The 13,743-nt window shown below is 69.9% G+C and carries 12 protein-coding genes; 9 read left to right on the top strand and 3 right to left on the bottom strand.

The window, feature by feature from the left end; genetic code table 11:
- Positions 1–5: 5 nt before the first annotated feature.
- From IT306_10720 to IT306_10700, 5 genes are read left to right on the top strand one after another with little or no spacing between them, the layout of a single operon-like run.
- Positions 6–1,097 carry a glycosyltransferase family 2 protein gene (locus IT306_10720; GenBank protein MCC7368887.1) on the top strand — a complete coding sequence of 364 codons (1,092 nt, stop codon included), beginning with the start codon at positions 6–8 and terminating at the stop codon, positions 1,095–1,097.
- Between the two features lie 24 nt (positions 1,098–1,121).
- Positions 1,122–2,645 (top strand): glycosyltransferase family 39 protein, encoded by a 1,524-nt coding sequence (locus IT306_10715; GenBank protein ID MCC7368886.1) that lies wholly within the window; start codon positions 1,122–1,124, stop codon positions 2,643–2,645.
- Positions 2,646–2,648: 3 nt separating this feature from the next.
- The gene (locus IT306_10710; GenBank protein ID MCC7368885.1) at positions 2,649–4,193 is read left to right on the top strand and encodes a glycosyltransferase family 39 protein; all 1,545 of its coding nucleotides are present in this window, start codon (positions 2,649–2,651) and stop codon (positions 4,191–4,193) included.
- A complete protein-coding gene (locus IT306_10705; protein MCC7368884.1) occupies positions 4,190–5,899 on the top strand; it encodes a glycosyltransferase family 39 protein in 1,710 nt (569 codons plus the stop codon). The genes IT306_10710 and IT306_10705 overlap by 4 nt, the downstream gene beginning before the upstream one ends.
- Positions 5,896–7,371: a glycosyltransferase family 39 protein gene (locus tag IT306_10700; protein ID MCC7368883.1), complete on the top strand. Its 1,476-nt coding sequence runs from the start codon at positions 5,896–5,898 to the stop codon at positions 7,369–7,371. The genes IT306_10705 and IT306_10700 overlap by 4 nt, the downstream gene beginning before the upstream one ends.
- 98 nt (positions 7,372–7,469) lie before the next feature.
- Here IT306_10700 and ureB read toward each other — a convergent pair whose 3' ends face one another.
- A complete protein-coding gene (gene ureB / locus IT306_10695) occupies positions 7,470–7,856 on the bottom strand; it encodes an urease subunit beta (GenBank protein MCC7368882.1) in 387 nt (128 codons plus the stop codon).
- A 107-nt stretch (positions 7,857–7,963) separates the two neighbouring features.
- Positions 7,964–8,266, bottom strand: a complete 303-nt coding sequence (locus IT306_10690; GenBank protein MCC7368881.1) for an urease subunit gamma — start codon at positions 8,264–8,266, stop codon at positions 7,964–7,966.
- A 186-nt stretch (positions 8,267–8,452) separates the two neighbouring features.
- On the opposite strand from IT306_10690, the gene IT306_10685 reads away from it, so the two are divergent.
- The 3 genes from IT306_10685 to dgoD (IT306_10675) are packed head-to-tail and all read left to right on the top strand — an operon-like array spanning position 8,453 to position 11,952.
- Positions 8,453–9,598 carry a LacI family DNA-binding transcriptional regulator gene (locus IT306_10685; protein ID MCC7368880.1) on the top strand — a complete coding sequence of 382 codons (1,146 nt, stop codon included), beginning with the start codon at positions 8,453–8,455 and terminating at the stop codon, positions 9,596–9,598.
- Positions 9,599–9,610: 12 nt separating this feature from the next.
- On the top strand, positions 9,611–10,780 hold the full coding sequence (dgoD, locus tag IT306_10680) for a galactonate dehydratase (protein MCC7368879.1): 1,170 nt from the start codon (positions 9,611–9,613) through the stop codon (positions 10,778–10,780).
- A 20-nt stretch (positions 10,781–10,800) separates the two neighbouring features.
- Complete coding sequence (gene dgoD, locus IT306_10675; protein MCC7368878.1) at positions 10,801–11,952, top strand: galactonate dehydratase; 1,152 nt, start codon at positions 10,801–10,803, stop codon at positions 11,950–11,952.
- A 69-nt stretch (positions 11,953–12,021) separates the two neighbouring features.
- Here dgoD (IT306_10675) and IT306_10670 read toward each other — a convergent pair whose 3' ends face one another.
- The gene (locus tag IT306_10670; protein ID MCC7368877.1) at positions 12,022–12,429 is read right to left on the bottom strand and encodes a GNAT family N-acetyltransferase; all 408 of its coding nucleotides are present in this window, start codon (positions 12,427–12,429) and stop codon (positions 12,022–12,024) included.
- 240 nt (positions 12,430–12,669) lie between these two features.
- Between IT306_10670 and IT306_10665 the strand changes: the two genes are divergently transcribed.
- Entirely contained in the window at positions 12,670–13,557 is an 888-nt protein-coding gene (locus tag IT306_10665; GenBank protein MCC7368876.1) for an arylamine N-acetyltransferase, read from the top strand.
- Positions 13,558–13,743: the final 186 nt, after the last annotated feature.

The raw sequence follows: 13,743 nt of genomic DNA, 5'->3' as shown, positions 1-13,743 counted from the left end.
TTGTTCTGGTGCTCTCTATCGTCGTCCCCATCTACAACGAGGTCGAGAATATCCCGGAGCTGCATGAAGAGCTCCAGGGCGTGCTGGTCAAGCTCGGCCGGCCCTACGAGATCCTGTACGTCGACGACGGCAGCAAGGATGGCAGCTTCGGCCTGCTGAAGCAGATCGCCGAGCAGCATCCGGAAGTCGTCGTCATCCAGTTCCGCCGCAACTTCGGGCAGACGCCGGCGCTGGCCGCCGGCCTCGAAGCGTCGCGCGGGGACGTCGTCATCTTCATGGATGGCGATCTCCAGAACGATCCTGCCGAGATCCCGCGCCTGCTCCAGACGATGGACGAGGGCGACTTCGACGTCGTCAGCGGGTGGCGCAAGAACCGCCAGGACGCCGAGATCAGCCGCAAGCTCCCCTCGCGGATGGCCAACTGGCTGATCTCGAAGGTGAGCGGCGTCGAGCTGCACGACTATGGGTGCACGCTCAAGGCGTATCGCCGCGAGGTGCTCAAGAACGTCCGCCTGTACGGCGAGATGCACCGGTTCATCCCGGCCTACGCGCACTGGTCTGGCGCGACGGTCACCGAGCTGGCGGTCAACCACCGGGCGCGCAAGTACGGCAAGTCCAAGTACGGCATCAACCGCACCATCAAGGTGCTGTTGGATCTGCTGACCCTCAAGTTCCTGAGCAGCTACTCGACCAAGCCGATCCAGCTCTTCGGCGGCCTCGGCGCGGTCTGCTTCCTGTTCGGTGCGCTGGCGGTCCTGTTCACGCTCTACTCGCGCGTCTTCGAGGACGTGCGGGTCCACCGCAACCCGGTCATGCTGATCGCCGTGTTCGCCTTCCTGGCCGGCCTGCTGTTCATCACCCAAGGCTTGCTGGCGGAGCTGGTCACGCGGACGTGGTTCGAGTCGCAAGGCAAACGCACCTACGTCATCCGGACGATGCTCGGTCGGGGGCTGGCCGGCCGGCAGCCGATCCGCCAGTCGGATGCCGGCGCGGGCCGTGGGGTGCGCTACGTGAAGTTCGGCGGCCGGTCCGCCGCTGCTCGACGGAACGGCGCCCGGCCGCTGGCCGGCGTTGGCGGCAGCGCGCGCGGCAGCTAACTCACCGTTGGAGAGGCCCAGGCGATGACCGATCGCGCGGAGGGTGTACCCACGATCGGCGGGCGTGTCCGCGCGGTGCTCAGGGCACACCCGGACGCGGTGGCGGTCGGCCTGATTCTGCTGGTCGCCGTGGCCATACGTGTGGCGTTCACGTTCCGCGTGCCGGTCTTTCTGCTGCGCGACAGCGTCAGCTACTTCCTGCCGGCCTGGGATCTCCTGAACGGCTACGGCTTCGACATCTCGGTGCGGCGCACCCCGACCTACCCGCTGTTCCTGGTCGGGTCGATGGCGCTGTTTGGCGAGGAGCTACAGGCCATTGCGTTCGCGCAGCATCTGCTTGGGGTGGCCTGCGCCGTCCTGGTCTACATCCTCGGGCGGCAGACGGTGGGTCGGGTGGCCGGGCTGATCGCCGCGCTGATCACGGCGGCGAACGGCGCGCTGCTGATCTCCGAGCACTACCTGATGCCCGAGACGGTCCTGATCTTCCTGCTGCTGCTGACGTTCGTCGTCTTCCTCTGGGCCATGCGATCCGGCCGTCGTCCAGCCTTCTTCGGGGCCGGTCTGCTGTTGGGGCTGAGCCTGCTCTGCAAGCCGGTCGCCCAGGTGCTGATCCCGGTCCTGCCGTTCGTGCTGCTCGTCAACGAGCGCTCGCTGCGCCGGATCGTCCTGCCGACCATCCTGATCGGCGTCGGGCTGGCCTCGGTGATGCTCCCGTGGATGATCCGCAATCAGCTCGAGCATGGCAGTCTGACGGCGGCCGGTGCGCTCGGGCAGACGCTCCTGGCGCGGACGGCCAAGCACGACACCGGTTTCAAATGGTACGACGAGAAGCAGGCCGACATCTACGAGCGGCGCGAGGGGATCGCCCGGCAGCTTGTGCAGAACGGCGTGCGGCAGCGGCTCTCCGATGGGGTGATCTACCGCCGCGTCCAGGATCGCTTCGGGATGACCGACGCCGAGATCAACGGCTTCATGCGGGTGCTGGCGACTGACGTCATTCTGGAGAACCCGTGGTACTACCTTCGCGGCACGGCCAGGATGACCTGGAGCCTGCTGGCCGGCGAGCCGGAGAAGCTCTCCACGGACTGGAAGACCCAGAACGCCCGCCTGAGCCGGGACGAATGGGATGACCGCATCGAGCACCTGTTGAGCCGGGCCAGCACGCCGCAACGCAACGAGCTTGAGCGGGCCAGTGGCGTCGTGGACCTGGTGCAGCCGCCCGCCTGGGGCGGCCTGATGCCGGCCCTGTTCGTCCTCGGGACCGTCCTCGTGGCCGCCTCGGCGCGGCTGCGGCCGGCCCTGCTGCTGAGCCTGTCGGCCCTGGCGCTGATCGTGACCTGCGCCGCGCTGGACGGCCCGGTCGTCCGCTACCGCTACCCGGCCGACCCGCTGATCGCGCTGGTAGCGGCCGGCGCGCTGACCTGGGCTGTCGGCCGGCTGATCGAGGCGACGCGGGGCCGCAGTGTCTCCGTGGCCGGCCCCGCGCCGACCGTCGTGCCGCCGTCCGTGGTGCCGCCGGCCGCCGGGCAGGCCCCGCGAGGGGTGTAGCGGATGAGGCTCGGACGTTCCGCGCTGGCGCTGGTTCGGCGGCATCCTGACCTGAGCGCCGTCTCGGTGATCGGCGTGACGGCGCTGCTGCTGCGGCTGGCCTTCCTGTACCGCGTGCCGGTCATCCTGACCGGGGACAGTCAGTCGCACTACCTGCCCGGCTACGACCTGCTCTTCGGCAACGAGTTCGAGCCGGAGCTGCGCCGGCCGCCCGGATACGCCTTCTTCGTGGCCGGCGTCATCGCGACGCTCGGCGAAGATCTGCGGGCGCTGGCGTTCGCGCAGCACCTGCTCGGCGTCGGGCTGGCGCTGCTGACCTACCTGCTCGGCCGGCTGACGTTCGGGCCGGTGGCCGGACGCTGGGCCGGCCTGCTGGCAGGGCTGCTGGTGGCCGCCAACGGCGCGCTGATCCTCTCCGGCCAGAGCGTCATGACCGAGACGCTGTTCACCTTCCTGCTGCTGGCGACGCTGGTGCTGCTGGTGCTGGCGGCGCGGGGTGGCGCGTGGGGCTGGGCGCTGGCGGCCGGCCTGCTGCTCGGCGTCACGGCGCTGACGCGGCCGGTGGCGCAGGCGCTGGTGGCCCTGGTTCCGGTGGCGTTCCTGATCTGTCACCCGGCGTCATGGCGGCGTCCGTGGCCCATCGTGCGCGGCACGGCCCTGGTCGGCGTCGGGTTCGCCCTGGTCCTGGTTCCCTGGATGCTCCGCAACCTGGCCGAGCACGGCACGCTCGCGGCGGCCGGTGGCCTGGGGCGCAGCCTGGTGGCGCGGACCATCAAGTACGACGAGGGCTTCTTCGACCAGGCGCGCCCGGTCGTCGAGGGCGACTTCAAGAGCGAAGCCCGCCAGTTCATTCGCGGCAAGCGCAACACGATCCGGAACAGCCGGTCGGTGCGCTCCACGCAGGCCGGCCTGATGAAAGAGTACGGGCTGACGCAGGCCCAGTCCGACCGGATCATGCGCGAGGTCGCGACGGACGTCATCCTGGAGAACAAGACCTACTACCTCGTCGGCAGTCTCAAGATGGCGTGGCAGATCGTCCTGGGCAAGGAGAAGGAAGACACCTACTCCGACCGCTGGGTGATGCGGAGCAGCAAGGACTGGGCCGAGCAGTGGGAGGCGCGCGTCGATCACCTGCTCGGGCCGGCCACGGCGGCCGAGCAGCGCGGCGTTGACACGGCCCAGTGGCTGACCGACCTGTTCCAGCCGTCGAGCGTCGGGCCGATCCTCCCGCTGCTGGCGGCGCTGGGCCTGCTGCTGGCCGGCCTGGCGGCGCGGCCGGCCCTGATCCCGGGGCTGGCCGGCCTCGGCATCCTGCTGCTCTCGGCGGCGTTGGACGGGCCGGTCCCCCGCTACCGCTACCCGCTGGACCCGATCCTCGCGCTGCTGGCGGCGGGCGCCGTCAGCATCCTGGCGTCCTGGCTGCTGGTGGCCGTCAGGAGAGGGCGGAAGCGTGCGGCAGGAAGGGCAGGCGGGGCCGGCGAGCGCGGCGGCGCACGGCCCGGGCCGGTCCCGTCCCCGGGCGGCCCGATCCCCGAGGCGACCCGGTGAGTGGAGCGCTCGCCACCCTCCGTCGCCACTCTGACGCGGTCTGCCTGACCCTGGTGGTGCTGGCCGCGCTGGCGTTCAAGCTCGGCTTTGCGATGCGGATCGTGCCGTTCATCGCCAAGGACAGTCAGGCCTACTTCCTGCCGGCCTGGGATCTCGTCCACACGGGCCAGTTCGAGCTGGGGCTGCGACGCACCCCTGGCTATCCGCTCTTCCTGGTCCTTGCACTGATCCTGACCGGCGACGATCTCCGAGGCATCACGCTGCTCCAGCATCTGCTGGGCGTGGTGACGGCGGCGCTGGCCTTCCTGCTCGGCCGGCTGGCCGCCGGGCCGCGGGCCGGCGCCGGGCGCATTGTGGGCGTCGTGGCCGGCCTGCTGACGGCGGTCTCCGCGCCGCTGGTCGTCTACGAGCACTACCTGCTGACCGAGACGCTGTTTGCGTTCTGCGTCACGCTGATGCTGACGGTGCTGCTGTGGGCCTGTCGCCGCGACGCCCCGCGGCTCTGGCTGCTGAGCGGCCTGCTGGTCGGCCTGGCGGCCATGGTCAAGCCGATTGCCCAGGGGTTTCTGCCGCTGGCCGTGCTGGCAGCCTACCTGACGGCCGCCTCCTGGCGAGCGCTCGGTATCCTGTCCTGGCCGAGGCCGTCGCGGCGCGCGTTGCTGGCAGCGGTGGCCGTGGGGCTGGGGTACGGCGTCGCCATCGCGCCGTGGTCGATCCGCAACCAGCTGGAGCACAACCTCGCCTCGCCGAGCACCTTCGGGCGCACGCTGGTGGCCCGTACGGCCTCCTATGACCGGGGCTTCGTCTTCGCCGATCCGGCCCGCCCGGAGGCTGACCCGCTCAAGGCCCGCGCCGCGAAGCTGATTCAGGAGGGGGCCAATCGTGGCGACTCCGACGGCACCATCGCGCAGCGGCTGCGGCAAGAGCTTGACCTGGACCCTATCGAGGTCAACACTGTCATGCGCGACCTGGCGTTGCAGGCGATAGTCCGTCAGCCGCTCTACTTCGTGCAGGGCTCGCTGTGGTTCGGGCTGCGGATCTTCAACGGCGTCGAGATGCGCCTCCGCGAGCACGAGTCCGAACGCAAGGATGTGGAGTGGGCCGACCGAACGCGCACACTGCTGGTCAACCAGCGCTCGGAGGACGACGCCCGTTTCGCGAACAGTTCGCTGAGGGTCTGGCAGGCATCGCAGTGGACGCCGCTGCCGCTGGTGTTGTTCGTGCTCGGCGCGACGGTCTCGCTGCTGCGCGGGTGGCGGCCGGGCCTGCTGCTCGGCGCGAGCGTCCTGTTCCTGGTGGTCGCCAGCGCGGCCCTGAACGGCCCGCAGGAGCGCTACCGGTATCCCGTGGACCCGGCCATCGCCGTGCTGATGGCGAGCGGGGTCGTCGGGCTGGTGGTGGCCGCCTGGCACTCGTGGGGACGTAAGGCCGCAACTGCCGAGAACGCCCTCACCCCCCCGCCCCCGTTCCCGCGTACAGGGAGCGGGGGCGCCATCTCCCCCTCCCCCGACACGGGGATCCGCGAAGCGAGGGGCCCCGTCGTTCGTGAGCAGAGGGACGTCGGCGTAGCCGATGCTCGCGCCGCGCAGCGGAGGGGGGCGGGGGGTGAGGGCCTCTCTGGACGTGAGGGCCTCTCTGGACGTGAGGGCCTCTCTGGACGTGAGGGCCTCCCTGGAAACGATGGCCTCCCGGTGTCCCACGCATGACCACCTGGATTCGCAAGCATCCTGACCTCGCGGCGCTGTTGCTGGTGCTGCTGGTGGCCGCCCTGGTGCGCGGCGCGTTCCTCTACCGGGCGCCCGTCTTCGCCACCGGCGACAGCGAGGGGTATCTGGCTCCGGGCTACGCCCTGGCGCGTGGCATCGACTACGACCTCAACTCGAAGCGCACGCCCGGCTACCCGTGGCTGGTGGCATTCGCCATCGCGGCCGGCGGCGAGGACCTACGGTCGCTGGTCTTCGTGCAGCATGCGCTCGGCGTCCTGACGGCCGGGCTGACCTTCGCGTTGGGCCGGCTGAGCTTCACGCCGGCCCGGACCGGGCGAGCCGTCGGGACGGTGGCCGCGCTGACCATCGCCCTGAACGGCGGCCTGATCCTCTCCGAGCATTCGGTCATGACCGAGGCGCTGTTCGTGCCGCTGATCGTCGGCACGCTGACGGCACTGGTCGCCGCCCTGCGGACGGGCCATCTGCTGCTCTTCCTGCTGGCCGGGCTGCTACTCGGAATGGCGACGCTGACGCGGCCAGTGGCGCAGATCCTCGTCCTGGTGATCCCGGTGGCTGTGCTGGTCGTCGCCCGGTCCTGGCGCGCGTGGCGGCCGATCCTCCTGCAGGTGAGTGTGGCCGTGGCCGGCTTCGCGCTGATGATGGCGCCCTGGGTGATCCGCTCGTTCGTCGAGCAGGACTCGGCGGGCGTTGGCAGCCTCGGACAGAGCCTGATCGGGCGGACCGCCCGTCATGACCGTGGCGCGTTCACCTACTACGATCCAGCCCTGCACGCCAACGAGCCGGCTGACCGGGTCCGGGCGCGCCGCATCCTGCAGCAGGCCGCCGACAACGGCTCGTCCGGCAAGGCGATCCACACCCGGCTTCGCAAGGAGCTGAACCTGTCAGCCGCCGAGGCCGACCGGTTGATGCGGACCCTGGCTGTCGAGGCGATCCTCCGCCAGCCGGGCTACTACGCCGCCGGCACCGTCCAACGCTTCGTGCGGATGGCCGATGGCTCGGTCGAGCAACTGCGCGACTTCCGCAACACGGCGGACACGGCCCGCCAGCGCTGGGAGGAGCCGGACAGCGCGCACCTGCTGCAGCCGGCGACGGCCGCCGAGGACCGTGCTGCGCCGTTCGCCTCGCTGCTGGTCTCGATCTGGCAGCCGGGCTACGTCGGCCCGCTCCTGCCGGTCCTGGCGCTGCTCGGGCTGCTCGGGGCGCTGTTGTGGCCAGCGTGGCGGCCAGCCGTGGCGCTCGGACTGGCTGCGTTCGCGCTGCTGTTCATCAGCGCGGCGCTGGTCGGCAACGTCTCGCGGTATCGCTACCCGACGGACCCCTTCCTGGCGGTGCTGGCCGTCGGCGGCGTGGCCTGGCTTGTGGATCTGGTCCGCGCCCGCCTCAGGACATCGTCGGCCGCCGGGTCGGCCGCCTCTCCCCCGCTCCGCGCCGGCGAGGGTGAACCGGCCTGAGGCGTCGGGGAGCGCTGCAGGTGGTCGACCGGCGTCGGTACGAGCGGGGCTGGTAGGAGCCGGGTGGTCCGGGCGCGCGGTGCAGGCGCGCACGCAGGCTACGCGCCCAGGAAGCCGCGCTTCCGGGCGCGCGCCAGCGCCGCTTCCTTCGCTTCCGGGGTCAGCGGGCCGTCCACCAGCCCGTTGAAGCCGTGGATCTCGCGCGCCCCGGCGAACTCGACCAGCCGCACGGTATGGGTCTCGCCGGGCGCCCAGCGGACCGTCGCGCCGGCCAGGATGTCGAGCCGCATGCCGAAGGCCGCCGCGCGGTCGAAGCGCAGGCGGCGGTTCGCCTCGAAGAAGTGGTAGTGCGACCCGATGTGCACGGGCCAGACGGAGGTGTTGGTCACGTCGATGGTCGCCGTGCGCCGCCCGACGTTGGCGCGGACTGGCTCATCGCCCACCAGCGTCTGGCCGGGGATGAACGGCACTGGCTGCTCACTCATGGCGCTGTCGTCCTCACCGCGGCGAAGCTCCCGGTCCTGACTGAAGGCTACATGATCGGAGGCTACATGATCGGAGGCTACGTGATCGGAGGCTACATGATCGGAGGCTACTCGATCGGGCGGTGGATCGTCAGCAGCTTCGAGCCATCCGGGAACATCGCCTCGATCTGGATGGACGGGATCATCTCCGGCACGCCGTCCATCACTTCGTGGCGCTCCAGGAGCTGCCCGCCGAGCGTCAACACCTCGGCGTAGGGCCGGCCCGCGCGAGCCTCCTCCAGCACCTCGTCGCAGATCAGGGCCACGGCCTCCGGATGATTGAGTCGCAGGCCGCGCGCCCGCCGACGCCGTGCCAGTTCGGCCATCGTGAAGATGGTCAGGCGATCCTGCTCGCGTGGTGTCAGCTTCATCGAGTGCGTGCCTCTCCCTGCAAGACGCCGACGCCAGCCACGTGGCGGGCGCACTGGGAGCGTACCAGGGAGCCGGGCCAGCCGTCGAGCCGAGCAGTCCTGACGTGGCCGCCGGCCCGCGCGAGTGCTATCCTCTCCCTGCTAAAGCGTTTAACGACGAATGCTGAGGGCGTGCCGAGGGTAACGATGCCTCCCGAGAAGTCGAAGACGGTCACCATCGCGGATGTCGCGCGCGAGGCCCAGGTCTCGACAGCGACCGTCTCGCTGGTCGTCAACGGGCAGGCCAGCTCCCTCCGGATCAGCGAGGCGACCCGCCAGTCGGTCCTCGAAGCCGTGCGTCGGCTCGGCTACACCCCGAACCATGCCGCCCGCAGCCTGCGGCGCGGGAAGGCGTTCGCGCTGGCGCTGCTGATCACCCAGGTCGACATCCCCTACCACGGCGAGCTTGCCACGGCGGCCGTGGCGGCGGCCGAGACGCAGGGCTACGACGTCCTGATCATGGAAGCGCGCTCGCCCGACCACGAGGTGCGGCTGCTGGAGCGGCTGCGCGGCGGCCGGGTGGACGGCGCGCTCGTCGCCACGATGCGCTCGCCGTTCGACTCCGAAGGCCGGCCGGTCCTGGACGCCCTGGCGCGCCGCAATGAGGCGCGCGTCGCGCTGGCTCAGAGCGGCACGCCGGTGGTGGCGCTGCTCGACCGCTCGCCCGACCCGTCCGTGCCGGCCGTGCGCGTGGACAACGAAGAGGGCGCCTACCAGTCCACGCGGCATCTCGTCGACCTGGGCCATCAGCGCATCGCCCACATGACGATTCGGTCGTCGCCGCCCGCCGAGGACGAGCAGACGGCCTCGGCGGACCGGTATCGGGGCTACCGCCGGGCGCTGGCCGAGGCCGGACTGGCCTACACCGACGATCTGCTCCTGACGGCGGATCACGGGCGGCGGCTGCCTTCCGGCTACGAGGCTGGCTTGAAGTGGCAGCGGCTGGCCAGCGGCGGCGTCACGGCCGGCTTCATCTCGAACGATCTGCTGGCCGTCGGCGTGCTGCGCGGCCTGCACGACGCGGCGGTGCGCGTGCCGGAGGACCTGGCGCTCTCGGCGTTCGACGGCATCGAGCTGTCGCGCTACACCCGACCGTCGCTCACGACCGTCGAGCACCCCCGCACCGACCTCGGCCGGATCGGCGCGGAGACGCTGATCGGGCTGGTCGAGGGGCGTCAGCCGGACGAGCGGGAGCGGGTCCTGCCGACGCATCTCGTGGTGCGGGAGTCGTCGGGCGGGCCAGTATCTGGCTGGCGGGCCACACCAGTGGCAGCCACGATCCACGCTGACTGAAGGGGACTGCGCGTGAAGATCACGAATATCGAGACATTCATCGTCTGGGGCGGCGCGAACGAGGGGTCGGAGCGCAAGAGCTTCCAGAACAAGAACTTCTGCTTCGTCGTGGTGGACACCGATGAGGGGATCTACGGCGTTGGCGAGGCCGGGCTGAGCAGCCGCGAGCTTGGCGTGGCCGGCGTCGTCGAGCATTTCAAGCAGTTCTTGGTCGGCCGGGATCCGATGCAGATCGAGCGGCTCTGGCAGGAGATGCTGCGCGGGGCGTTCTTCACCTCGAACAACATCAGCACGTCGGCAATGGCTGCCATCGACATCGCCCTGTGGGACATCAAGGGCAAGGCGCTCGGCGTGCCCGTCTACCAGCTGCTGGGCGGCCTCGCGCGGGACAAGGTGATGTGCTATGGACACATCCGCGGGGAGTCTCCCGAGGCGCTGGTCGAGGCGGCTCGTCCGAAGGTCGAAGAGGGCTGGAAGGCGCTGCGCTGGAGCATGAGCGTCTTCCCGAGCAGCGTCTACGAGCCGCGCGAGGCCGTGCCGAAGGTGCTGGCCCATTTCGAGGCGCTCCGCAAGGAGTTTGGCGACAGGGTCGAGCTGATCCACGACATGCACCAGCGGCTCGACCCGCCGGAGGCCATCGAGCTGTGCCGGGCCGCCGAGCAGTATCGGCCCTTCTTCATGGAGGATCCGGTCCGGGCCGAGGGGCTGCACACCCTGCGACAGGTGCGTCAGCACACCAACGTGCCGATCGCCGTGGGCGAGCAGTTGGCGCACAAGTGGGAGTTCCGCGAGGTCATCGCCGAGCAACTGACCGACTACGCCCGGGTGGATGTCTGCATCGCGGGCGGCATCTCGGAGACGCGCAAGATCGCCGGCTGGGCCGAGGCGTACTACATCAAGCTGGCGACCCACAATCCGCTCGGGCCGGTCTCGTCGGCGGCTTGCCTTCAGGTAAACCTCGCCACGGGCCTGCTCGGCATCCAGGAGCAGCCGGTCGCGCCGGCCACCCTGCTGACGGATGTCGTGACCACGCACATCACCTGGGAGAACGGCTATCTGCTGCCGCCGACCGTCCCGGGCATCGGCGTCGAGTTCGACCGCGACGCGGCCCGGAAGAGCCCGTACCGGCCGCACGAGACGCAGCACATCTTCCGCCGCGACGGCAGCGTCACGAACTGGTAAACGACTCGCACGGAGCACGCATGAAGATCACCAATGTCGAACCGTTCATCGTCTCGGCGGGGCCGGGCAAGAAGAACTTCTGCTTCGTCGTGGTGGACACGGACGAGGGTATCTCCGGGGTTGGCGAGTCCGGCCTGAGCAGCCGCGAGCTGGCCGTGGCCGGCGCCGTCGAGCACCTCAAGAGCTTCCTCGTCGGCAAGAACCCGATGCAGATCGAGCGGCTCTGGCAGGAGATGTTCCGGGGCGGCTTCTTTCCGGCTGGCAACATCACCACCTCGGCCATCGCCGCCATCGACATCGCCCTGTGGGACATCAAGGGCAAGGCGCTCAACGTCCCGATCTACGAGCTGTTCGGCGGCCTCGCACGGGACAAGGTCGTTTGCTACCCGCACGTCACCGGCAAGACGACCGAGGCGCTGATCGAGAACGCACAGCGGCACATCGACGAGGGCTGGAAGTTCATCCGCTGGGGCCTGGGCGCCGGCGAGCTGAAGGACGGCAGCATCTTCGAGCCGCAGCAGGCGATCCGCTACGGCCTGGGCCAGTGGGAGGCGATGCGCAAGGCCGTCGGCGACGAGATCGAGCTGTGCTACGACCTGCACACGCGCGTCGATCCGCCGGAGGCGATCCAGTTCTGCCGCGCTGTCGAGCAGTACCGCCCGTTCTTCATCGAAGACCCGATCCGCGCCGAGAGCATGTACAGCCTCCGGCAAGTCCGCCAGCACGTCAGCGTGCCGCTGGCCATCGGCGAGCAGTTCCACAACAAGTGGGAGTTCCGCTCGATCATCGAGGAGGAGCTGACGGACTACGCCCGCATCGACATCTGCATCGCCGGCGGCCTGACCGAGGCCCGCAAGATCGCGGGCTGGGCCGAGACGCACTACATCAAGCTGGCGACCCACAACCCGCTCGGGCCGGTCTCCTCGGCGGCCTGCGCTCAGTTGAACTTTGCCACGTCGAACGTCGGCGTGCAGGAGCAGCCGACCAGGCCGTACGTCCTGCTGCCAGACGTGGTGCCGGTCCAGATGGAGTGGAAAGACGGCTACATCCTGCCGCCGACCCGCCCCGGCCTGGGCGTCGAGTTCGACCGCGAGGCGGCCCGCAAGAGCCCGTTCTCGATGTACGAGGTGCCCCACCTGCGCCGCATCGACGGCAGCTACACCAACTGGTGAGGAGCGAGGGTCGAGGATCGTGGGGCGTGGGTCGAGGATCGTGGCGGGCGTTTCCCCACCACCCTCGACCTACGACCCAAGACCCAGTTTCATCCCTTCGTGCGTGGCGACGAAGCCGAGGCGCTCGTAGAAGCGGCGCGCCTCGGTGCGGCGCTTGTCGGTGGTGAGCTGCACCATCGTGCAGCCCCGCCGGCGCGCCTCGGCGATAGCCCACTCGACCATCACGCGGCCCAGCCCGCCGCCACGCTGGCCGCTGTCGATGCGGACGCCCTCGATGAGCGCCCGACTGCTCCCCTGGTGGGTCAGGTATGGGATGAACGTCAGTTGCAGCACGCCAACGACCGTGCCCGCCACCTCGGCCACCAGAAGCAACTGGCGCGGGTCGGCGTCGATCTCGGCGAACGCCCGCCAGTAGGCGTCGGGGAGCGGATCGGCGTAGGCCTCGCGCGTCGCACCGATGGCATCGTCGGCCAGCATCTGGACGATGCGCGGCACGTCGCCACGGACGGCCCGGCGGAAGATCGGTTGAGGTGCCGCCTCACGGTCGTCGCCGCTCGACGGCCGTTCGACTCGGGCATCACCGCTCCGTGGTCGCGCCTCCTGCGTCGCTTCGTTCCTACCGTCCTCGGTACGCTGCACGCGTCCCACCCCCTCAGAGTACGATCATCCCACCGGCTCGCCCGATGATACTCTGCTACTCCGCGTTTCCCAGGGGTGATGATGTTCGACTCGCGCCCGGCCTTCGCTGCCGGCCGTCCTCAGCCACTCTCCGACGCCCACACCGACCGCTACCTCGCGCTGCTGGGCCTTGATGGCGGCCCGCCGAGCCGTCACCAGTTGGCGGCGCTGGTGCGGGCACACGTCCTGCGCGTGCCGTTCGAGAATGTCACGGCGCTGCTGCGGCGGCGCGATCATCCAACCGGACCGGCGCCGCAGCCCGACTCCGACGCCCTGCTCACCGCCTGGGAAGGCCGGGCCGGTGGGGGCGTCTGCTTCGAGATCGCGATGATGGTCTCGCGGCTGCTGGCGACGCTCGGGTACGGCGCTCACCTGGTGCTCGGGCAGATCAGCCTGCCGTTCGGGCACCAGGCGGTCGTGGTGGAGGTCGGCGGACGGCGGTATCTGGTCGATCTGGGCAACGGTGCGCCGATCTTCGAGCCGCTCCCGCTCGACGGCCAGCCGGTCGAGGTTCACCGGCACGGTCTGTCCTTCCGTTTCCGCCACGGCGACGAGCCTGATGCGCTGTTCCAGGATCGGATGATCGACGGCGCGTGGAAGCAGCACTGTCGATACAGCCTCGCGCCGGCCGCCGACGCCGACCGCGACGCTGGCTACCAGCACCACCACACGCCCAACGCCAGCTGGGTGACCGGCAGCCTGACGATGGTCCGCTCGACGGACACCGAGGTCTATTCGCTGAAGGACGCCGTGCTGACGCGCCACACGGAGCACGGCAAGTCGGCGGACACGCTCCCGGACGAGGCTGCGTATCAGCGGATGGCTGCCGAGGTTTACGGGCTGCCGGCGCTGCGCATCGGCGATGCGCTGGCCGTACGAGCGGCGTTCTCGCAGCTTGGGGCCGGCAGCACGACGACGAGACGATAGGCGCCGGGCGCCACCCACGTCAAAAGACCCCGCGCATCGAATAATCCTGCAACTCCCCATGTCATCCTGAGCGCAGCGAAGGACCTCACCCGCTGACCGTCAACGCTCACCCATCTGCTGACGCTCGACGTTTGCGTCAGCGGTCAGCAATGAGTCTGTCATCCTGAACGAGCGAGCTTGCGAGCG

Source organism: Chloroflexota bacterium (genome assembly GCA_020850535.1).
GTDB lineage: Bacteria > Chloroflexota > UBA6077 > UBA6077 > JACCZL01 > JADZEM01.
This window is presented reverse-complemented; position numbering and strand designations above follow the sequence as displayed.

What these genes read in the sequence shown, in the direction of transcription:
- IT306_10715 (MCC7368886.1), top strand. Translation starts at nt 1,122, where the DNA reads ATGACCGATCGCGCGGAGGGTGTACCCACGATCGGCGGGCGTGTCCGC.
- IT306_10710 (MCC7368885.1), top strand. Translation starts at nt 2,649, where the DNA reads ATGAGGCTCGGACGTTCCGCGCTGGCGCTGGTTCGGCGGCATCCTGAC.
- IT306_10700 (MCC7368883.1), top strand. Translation starts at nt 5,896, where the DNA reads ATGACCACCTGGATTCGCAAGCATCCTGACCTCGCGGCGCTGTTGCTG.
- ureB (MCC7368882.1), bottom strand. Translation starts at nt 7,856, where the DNA reads ATGAGTGAGCAGCCAGTGCCGTTCATCCCCGGCCAGACGCTGGTGGGC.
- IT306_10690 (MCC7368881.1), bottom strand. Translation starts at nt 8,266, where the DNA reads ATGAAGCTGACACCACGCGAGCAGGATCGCCTGACCATCTTCACGATG.
- IT306_10685 (MCC7368880.1), top strand. Translation starts at nt 8,453, where the DNA reads ATGCCTCCCGAGAAGTCGAAGACGGTCACCATCGCGGATGTCGCGCGC.
- dgoD (MCC7368878.1), top strand. Translation starts at nt 10,801, where the DNA reads ATGAAGATCACCAATGTCGAACCGTTCATCGTCTCGGCGGGGCCGGGC.
- IT306_10670 (MCC7368877.1), bottom strand. Translation starts at nt 12,429, where the DNA reads ATGCTGGCCGACGATGCCATCGGTGCGACGCGCGAGGCCTACGCCGAT.
- IT306_10665 (MCC7368876.1), top strand. Translation starts at nt 12,670, where the DNA reads ATGATGTTCGACTCGCGCCCGGCCTTCGCTGCCGGCCGTCCTCAGCCA.